This window comes from Shewanella sp. S1-58-MNA-CIBAN-0166 (genome assembly GCF_040310085.1).
GTDB lineage: Bacteria > Pseudomonadota > Gammaproteobacteria > Enterobacterales > Shewanellaceae > Shewanella.
Map to the genome: position 1 here is coordinate 87,106 of NZ_JBEOPN010000021.1, position 8,639 is coordinate 95,744.

Sequence of the window (8,639 nt, forward strand, 5' to 3'; positions counted from 1 at the left end):
TCCGTTAATCAATAGCACTAATGTAATTAGCTAGATTGAACTGTATGTTTTTGGTTTCTAGCATAACGGGCATAGGCGATTAACAAGCCAGCACCTAAATACATCGTTAAACTATACACTCCAGCCACCACAGCATAACTCGGGGCTTGCAGTAAACTAATGCAAATAAGCATTGCCATAGTGGAGTTTTGTAAACCAATTTCAATGGCCAACGTTAGGCTATCTTTGTGGCTTAATTTGAATAGTTTGGCAGTAATTACGCCCACCATCATGGCAAGAAAATTTAACAACATGCATGCAATAAACACCTCGTTAAAAGCGTCGCTGATAATGTCACGTTCTTGAATCACCACCCCAGTAATCATCAACAATAAAAACACTAATGCAAAGCGCCTAAAATACACCTCAACCTTCACAGCCCAATCGCGATAATAACGCCGCACAATCATGCCAAATATAATAGGCAGTAAGGTAATCAACAATAACCCTAATGAAATGCTACTTAACGAAACCTCAATATCATGGTTTTCACTAAAATAACTAACCGCAAATTGGATGATAAACGGCGCGGTAAAGACACACATAATGCTACTCAGTGCAGTCAAACTCACTGACAATGCCAAATTCGCTTTGGCTAAGTGGCTAATTACATTTGAGGTAGTCCCACCAGGACAGGCTGCCAAAATCATTAACCCTACCGACATCGCTGGCGATAAATCTATTAGTAAACATAGAGTAAAAGCCAGCAAGGGCAACACGATGATTTGGCCTATAAAGCCGCCAATAATCGGCATGGGAGTTTGCCACAAACGTAAAAAATCAAACTGGGTTAAGCTTAAGCCCATGCCAAACATAATAAACGCCAGCGCAAGTGGCAGCAGTATTTCGGTAATAATCGAACCTGTCATTGGGAGTAACATCCTTGCCCGCTAAGCAGACTTAGCGAGTATCATAAGCATCAGTACAGAATACGTTCTTGCGAAATATGACTGCATGAATACGGTTTTATCAAAATCAAACCGCCCTTTGGCGTCGTTAACAGGCTTAATCTAAAAAGCTATTGTCTTGTGCCAACATGACCTGATACAAAGGTTGAAAATTACCCCAAGTCACTAAATCAGAACCATTAACTTGACGAGTTTTAGTCGCAATTTCATGGCCAATCAATTTAAGTTCACCCGCCGCCTGTGCCAATAACTGGCTATGGCAGCAACTGTCTAACATGACAAAATTAGCCGTTGCCGCATCAACAGACTTACCGACAGTGAGTAAGCCATGGTTTTGTAAGATAACCGCAGCATGGCCTTGTAGCGCCTCAGCAATCATATCGCCTTCAGATAAATCGGCGACCACGCCGGTAAAAGTCTCAAACACACTGTGGTTTTCATAAAACATGCATGCGTCTTGAGAAATAGGTTTAAGTAACTCACCTAGTGATGAAAATGCACGCCCATAAGTAGTATGGGCGTGAGCCACTGCGTTGACATCGGGGCGAGCATGGTGGATACGCGAATGAATCGCAAATGCGGCATTATTGATTGGATGCTTACCCTCCAAAATATTGCCTTTATGATCAACTCGCACTAAATCAGAAGCCCTAATTTTAGAAAAATGCACCGCTAACGGATTAACCCAAAATGACTCAGGGTCAATACAATCACGCAAGGTGATATGCCCCGCTAAACCCTCATCGAATCGGTAATGGGCAAATACCCTAAATGCCGCGGCTAAGCGCTGTTTTTCATATTGTTGTTGCTGTTGTTTGTTATCAAATTTTGGCGGTAACGGCATTGGATACTTATCAGTACCAATAGTCATTTTTTGAATTTGCTGTGCTTGAGTGTCATTTATTGCGGTCATGTTGAGTCTACTTTTATTGGTTTAGTTTGACTTTAATTTAACCAAGCCTAAAATAAATTCAAATGATACTAAATCATAGATAACTATTAATATGCTGCATAGTAAGATTGATTTAAACTTATTCCTCATTATGAGCACGGTATATCAGCACGGCAGCATTACTGCTGCGGCCAGTAAACTGCACCTGACACAACCCGCTGTAAGCCATGCTATTGCTCGGTTACGCGACAAATTTAACGACCCATTGTTTGTCCGCCATGGCCGTAAAATGGTACCAACAGCCTTATGCCAAAAAATCATTCCCGACGTGCAACAAGCGCTGCTGTTACTCAATAATACTGTTAGCCAGCCCGCTACATTTGACATACAGCAACATAAACGCGAGATAAAACTAGGCTTAAGAGACATATTAGAGTCAATGTTCTTTCCTATCCTTATGCCCGATTTACTCAGTAACACCCCCAATATCACCCTAAACAGTCGTCAAATTAAACGCACTGAACTTGAGCCGTCACTGGCGCAGCAAAGTTTAGATATTGTTATCGATGTACTGATGCCAACCCATAAAGATATTCGCAATACTCTAATATGCAGCGAACGATTTTCATTAGTATGCCGTCAAAACCATCCGATTTTACAGCAGCTCACCCTCGCCAATTATGCCGCCGCATCTCATGCATTAGTGAGCTTAAAAGACTTCAGCATCGACACTGTTGACATGGCGCTTGCCCATCAAGGCGTTAGCCGCAATATTGCATTACGCTGCGAGCATTACTTTGCCGCCATCAGCGTCATCTGCCAATCAGATTTGATCATGACCATGCCAAACACCTACGCCATGTTGTTACAACAAACCATGCCAATTGTAGTGTCGCCATTGCCCTTTGAAGTACCAGAACTGGCGGTACACATGTATTGGCATCAACAAGCCCAAGACGATCCGGTAAATCAATGGATCAGAAATAAATTGCTTAATATCTCGGCCCAGTTGTTTTAGTTTCTGTTAAGTAGTTAGTAAGTCATAAATAAACCGTAAGAAATAAATCGCAGAAAATAGTCAAAAATAAAAACCCTTTTTTATATTTGCACCGTTTACACTCATAACAGACCCACTTTACCTGAGTGTAAACAGTATTTAGCTAACCACTAGCGGAGTTATCAATGAACAAAATATTACTCACAAGCATCATTTCTGCCTCATTATTTACCTTAAGCGCCACCAGCAGTTTATCGCCAGTACAAGCAGCTGAGCTCAGTTTTGCTCATATTGAAACAGTGGGAACAAGCACCATTGAAGCTGCAGCAGACATGGCTATTATCAATGTTCAAGTATCTATAGAAGCCGATAGCGCTAAAGCGGCTAAAGACAAAGCCGACGAAGCCGTTAGCCAATTTATGCAACGATTACTCAAAGCTGGAGTCGACAAAAAACACATCCAAAGTGCTAACTTACAACTTAATCCGCAATATATGTATGTGCAAAATGAACCGCGTAAACTCACGGGTTATAACGCTAGTCGTCAAATGACCATTACCGTAATCGACCTTAACAGCTTAAATGAATTACTCGACAGCGCTTTGGTTGAAGGGATTAATAACGTTAATAATATCGAACTAAAGTCGAGCCAAGAAGCCAAAATTATTGCGCAAGCTCGCCAAGCCGCGATTGATGACGCCAAGCAAAAAGCTCAATCTTTAGCCAAAGGCTTTGGTGAACAAATTGCTGGGGTATGGCAAGTAAGATACTTTCCGCAACAAGCCAATCAGCCAGAAATGTACCGCGCCAGCATGAAAATGAATGCCGATGTGGCGCAAACCTATCAACAAGGCCAAGTTAACATTAGCGACAGAGTTGAAGTGGTTTTTAGATTGAAGTAGCAATAAACAAGCAGGTTGAATATCATTTATTCAGCCTGCTTTGTTGTAACAGCCATTGTTGTAACAGCAATGGCTATAACTGCAATGGTTGCAACAGCGATGAATCCTCTCATCACAACCAACTGTCCACAATTGTGAACAATGACAACAAATCATCACTCTCCTAGCAATAATTACGAGATAAAACCACAAGTAGTTAATTGTTTATTATAACATTAATATAAAATACACATTTAATCGCAATAAAAATGATCTAAGTCACATCTGAAAATCACTCCTCAAATTAAACTTGATACATAGACTGTAGATGCGAGAGCAAGGTTGTCAGCTTAATCTGCCATTGCTGACATTAACCCCACTTTAGGTTTAGTTGTTTATCCCTATTGACGCCCTACTCGTCCCATCCTCAAAGGCATTAGACTTTGCCCGTGACTCAAAAAATGAAAAGGCTTTGCAATGATTGATATCACTATCGACGGAACAACACTTTCGCTTCCTAAAGCTGACAGCTTGTTACAGGCAGCAAAAAACGCCGGTATTAACATCCCTAGCTTATGTGATTATTCTCATCGCCAAGAGAGACAACACTGCAATTTGTGCCAAGTACAAATCAAAAACCAAGATGGCAGTTTACGATGTGTTCGCGCCTGTGAAACACCGCTAGAAACGGGTTTAGAGGTCATTACTCAGTCGAGCCACTTAAGCCATCTTCGTCAACAAGCACTCAAAGATATTCTGAGTGATCACTTTGCTGATTGTGAAGCACCTTGCCAAACCGCCTGTCCTGCCGGCGTTGACGTGCAGTCGTACCTGTATCATATCGGCAGAGGTGATCATAAAGAAGCCGTCAAAGTCATCAAGCAAACCTTACCTTTACCCTTGTCTATTGGCCGTGTTTGCCCGGCTTTTTGTGAAGCCCAGTGTCGCCGCGGACTGGTAGATGAACCTGTGGCAATTCGCCAATTAAAACGTCATGCAGCAGACTTAGATTTACACGATGCAGAGTCTTATGTCCCGCCAAAAGCACCCACTACCAACAAGCGCATTGCGATTATCGGCAGTGGCCCAGCAGGACTCACCGCGGGTTATTATTTGTCTAATAATGGTCACGATGTCACCATTATGGAGTCGGCCCCTAAAGCAGGTGGCTGGTTACGTTACGGCATCCCAGAGTACCGCTTACCTAAAGATATACTGGATAAAGAGATTGAACTGCTCACCCGCAATGGACTTAAGATTGAAACTGGAGTTGAACTGGGTCGTGATACCAATTTAACCGAGTTAGTGGCCAATTATGATGCGGTTTGCCTCGCGATTGGGGCGCAAAAAGCCGTGCCAATGAATTATCCTGGCAGTGATTTAATCGGCTGTTATTTAGGTGTGGACTATTTACGCGATTATTGCACCGACAAAAAATTCATTACAGGCAAAAAAGTAGCCGTCATTGGTGGCGGTAATACTGCCATTGATTGCGCCCGTACCGCTGTCCGTGATGGTGCTGATGTGACCTTAATCTATCGTCGTAGCCGTGATGAAATGCCAGCTGAGCCCTATGAAATACATGAAGCAGAAGAGGAAGGGGTTAAGTTTCATTTTCTCACTAATCCTCTGGAAAACCACAGCGATAACCAGGGCCGGGTTAAATCCGTCACCTTTGCTAAAATGGCGCTCGGTGAGCCCGATGAATCTGGTCGCCGCTCCCCTAAAGCGACCGGCGAAACCTTTGAAGAAGCGTTCGACACCGTAATTCCTGCGGTATCTCAACAAGTGGATTTAGCCTTTTTAGACCAACCAGAAAATCAAATAGACACTGGCCATATCGCCCTGACCCGCTGGCATACTTTCCTTGGCTGCGAGCAAACCATGTCTGCTGGAGTGGAAAAGCTATTTGTTATCGGTGATTCCCGCACCGGCCCAGGTACTGCAGTTGGTGCGGTGGCAGACGGTCGAAAAGCCGCTGAAGCCATTGAAGGATTATTAACTGAAGGCTTAACATGTCATTTAGAGCCTGGACTATTTAACTCACGAAAAGCCAACAAAACAGCCTCGTTATCTGCAGCGCTACATCCCAACGCTTACCCTAACTTATACCCTGAGACAGCCAAACGTCGTCGCTTAAAAATGCCAGAGCTAAACCAGCTCAATCGAGCGCTTAACTTTGCCGAAGTAGAGCTAGGATTCATTCCCGATGAAGCAATGCAAGAAGCTATGCGTTGTTTAGAGTGTGCTTGCCAAGCCAATACCGATTGTAAGTTACGCGATTACGCCACCGAATATAAAGTCGACGGAAAAACACTGGATCAAACTCAGGCGCGTAAATTTAAAGTCGATAACAGTGCGCCTTTTATTACTTTCGACGCTAATCGCTGCATCAGTTGCGCCGCTTGTATTGACGCTTGCCATCAACAAAGTGGTCATAACGTTATCAGCTTTGAAGCCAATAGTTATCAAGCACTACCCGATGCTACAACAGCAGGCATTAGCCGCAACGCCCCTCGTGTTGGCTTTACTGCGTCGATGAATGACAGCGATTGTGTGCAATGCGGTAACTGTGTTCAAGTTTGCCCTACTGGCGCTTTGGTTGATGCCCGCGATAAAACCCAAGGCAGCGACAGAGCGTTAACCAAAACCTCAACCGTGTGCACATATTGTGGTGTCGGTTGCCGGGTTGAACTGCATGTCGACCAGACCAAAAATCATGTAATGCGAGTATCTGGTGACATTCAATCAGTGGTCAATGAAGGCATGCTATGTGTTAAAGGGCGCTCTGGTTTTGACTTTTTAAACAGCCCTAAACGCCTTACTACACCATTAATTCGCAAAAATGGTCAGCTAGAACCGGCCACTTGGAGCGAGGCTATTAGTTATATAGCACAGCAACTTCAACCGATTAAAGATGCTGCTGGGCCAAGCAAGTTTGCGGCATTGTCTTCTGCTAAATGCACCAATGAAGAAAACTATTTAATGCAAAAATTCACCCGTAGCATTATGGGCACCAACAACATCGATCACTGCGCACGACTATGTCATTCATCATCTGTTGCAGGGTTATCCGATACCATTGGCGGCGGGGCCATGACCAATAATATTCCCAGCATTAAAGACTCAGATGTGATTTTTATCATTGGCTCCGATACCACCAGCGCCCATCCTATTATCGCCTCTCACATTAAAAGAGCGGTCAGCCAACACGGCGCGCGCTTAATTGTGGCGGACCCAAAGAGAACGGCTATTGCAGACAGTGCCCATTTATATGTGTCACATAAACCGGGCACAGATGTGATGTTACTCAATGCCATCATGCAGCAAATTATCATCAATAACTGGCAAGACATGCACTACATCAATAGCCGTATTGAAGACTATGAATTGCTCAAGCAAGAAGTGATGAAGCCAGATTACAACTTAGCCAATGCAGCGTTGATTACTGGCGTGAGTGCAGAAGACATTGCAGCTATAGCAAAAATGATTGGTACCGCGGATAAAACAGCCTTGTATTATGCCATGGGAATTACTCAACATACCTCGGGTTATGACAACGTTGTGTCCACCTCCAACTTGCAATTGCTGTGTGGCAACATTGGCGTAACGGGCGGCGGACTAAACCCACTACGTGGCCAAAGTAATGTGCAAGGTGCCTGTGATATGGGCGCGTTACCCAATTATTATCCCGGTTATCAGCAAGTCGATAACCCACTCAATAACGTTAAATTTGCCAAAGCTTGGGGCAATACATCGCTAAATTCAGAGATAGGATTAGCAGCAACTGAAATCATGCAGGCGATTGTGAAAGGTAAACTCGATGCTCTGTATGTTTTGGGAGAAAACCCAGTGCTAAGCGATCCGGACCAAGCTCACGTAATCGCTGCACTATCCAAAATTAAATTTATGCTGGTGCAAGATATCTTTTTAACCGAAACCGCGCAGATGGCTCATGTGGTACTCCCCGCGACCGCCTTTGCTGAAAAAGATGGCCATTTCACCAATACAGAACGTCGGGTACAACAATTACGTGTCGCGTTAACCCCTCCAGGGGATGCGATTGTAGACTGGAAAATTATCCAAATGATTGCCAACAGCCTTGATGCTAATTGGCATTACCACAGCACCAAAGATATCTGGCAAGAAATTAACCACGTCACCCCGCAATATCAAGGCCTTACCTGGCAACGACTTGAACATAAGGTAGATGGTTTACAGTGGCCATGCTTTGATGAAAACCATCCTGGCACACCGATTTTGCATACCGAAACATTTTTACGCGGTAAAGGCAGAATGATGCCAGTGAGTTATCGACTACCTGCCGAAATGCCCGATAGCGAATATCCATTAACCCTTTCAACAGGCCGTTTACTGGAACAATTCCATACTGGCACTATGACCCGCAAAACCCCAGAACTGGATATTAAAGGCGCGCCCAGAGTAATGATTTCAGTTTTTGATGCCGAGCAATTGGGAGTCAATAACGGTGATATGTTGAAACTGAGTACTCGCCGCGGAGAAATAGACATAGCCGCCTTTGTGACTAAGCGGGCTCAGGTAGGAGTATTATTTTTACCGTTCCACTTTGCCGAAGCCGCAGCCAATAAACTGACCATTAATGCATTGGATCCCATTGCAAAAATTCCAGAATATAAGGTGTGTGCAGTAAAAGCAGAAAAGTCACTGCAGCCAAGTGTTGTTGCTTAAGCAGAGCCTAGCTCACATCATACTAGTAGCCTAGTAGCCTAGTAGCGCTACGCTGCTAGATCCTATAAAATCAAGAACCTAGCCCCTAGCAGGACGCAAGTCCGCCCTAGCAGCGAAGCGATCCTAGCAGGACGTAGTCCGCCCTAGCAGCGAAGCGATCCTAGCAGGACGTAGTCCGCCCTAGCAGCGAAGCGATCCTAGCAGGACGTAGT

The 8,639-nt window shown here is 44.1% G+C and carries 5 protein-coding genes; 3 read left to right on the forward strand and 2 right to left on the reverse strand.

Going from position 1 to position 8,639, the window contains the following annotated elements:
* Nucleotides 1-26: 26 nt before the first annotated feature.
* The gene (locus tag AAEY99_RS13690; RefSeq protein ID WP_351010853.1) at nucleotides 27-908 is read right to left on the reverse strand and encodes a bile acid:sodium symporter family protein; all 882 of its coding nucleotides are present in this window, start codon (nucleotides 906-908) and stop codon (nucleotides 27-29) included.
* A 136-nt stretch (nucleotides 909-1,044) separates the two neighbouring features.
* Complete coding sequence (locus tag AAEY99_RS13695; RefSeq protein WP_392342007.1) at nucleotides 1,045-1,851, reverse strand: class II aldolase/adducin family protein; 807 nt, start codon at nucleotides 1,849-1,851, stop codon at nucleotides 1,045-1,047.
* Between the two features lie 100 nt (nucleotides 1,852-1,951).
* Between AAEY99_RS13695 and AAEY99_RS13700 the strand changes: the two genes are divergently transcribed.
* The 3 genes from AAEY99_RS13700 to fdhF all read left to right on the forward strand — a co-directional run bounded on the left by AAEY99_RS13700 (nucleotide 1,952) and on the right by fdhF (nucleotide 8,427).
* Nucleotides 1,952-2,857, forward strand: coding sequence for a LysR family transcriptional regulator (locus tag AAEY99_RS13700; RefSeq protein ID WP_351010857.1), 906 nt, complete (start codon nucleotides 1,952-1,954; stop codon nucleotides 2,855-2,857).
* A gap of 164 nt (nucleotides 2,858-3,021) precedes the next feature.
* Nucleotides 3,022-3,738, forward strand: a complete 717-nt coding sequence (locus AAEY99_RS13705; protein ID WP_351010859.1) for an oxidative stress defense protein — start codon at nucleotides 3,022-3,024, stop codon at nucleotides 3,736-3,738.
* A gap of 456 nt (nucleotides 3,739-4,194) precedes the next feature.
* Nucleotides 4,195-8,427, forward strand: a complete 4,233-nt coding sequence (gene fdhF, locus AAEY99_RS13710; RefSeq protein WP_351010860.1) for a formate dehydrogenase subunit alpha — start codon at nucleotides 4,195-4,197, stop codon at nucleotides 8,425-8,427.
* Nucleotides 8,428-8,639: the final 212 nt, after the last annotated feature.

Excerpts from the sequence above, each read along its gene's own strand:
- AAEY99_RS13690 (WP_351010853.1), bottom strand. The coding sequence starts at position 908 with ATGACAGGTTCGATTATTACCGAAATACTGCTGCCACTTGCGCTGGCG.
- AAEY99_RS13700 (WP_351010857.1), top strand. The coding sequence starts at position 1,952 with ATGCTGCATAGTAAGATTGATTTAAACTTATTCCTCATTATGAGCACG.
- AAEY99_RS13705 (WP_351010859.1), top strand. The coding sequence starts at position 3,022 with ATGAACAAAATATTACTCACAAGCATCATTTCTGCCTCATTATTTACC.
- fdhF (WP_351010860.1), top strand. The coding sequence starts at position 4,195 with ATGATTGATATCACTATCGACGGAACAACACTTTCGCTTCCTAAAGCT.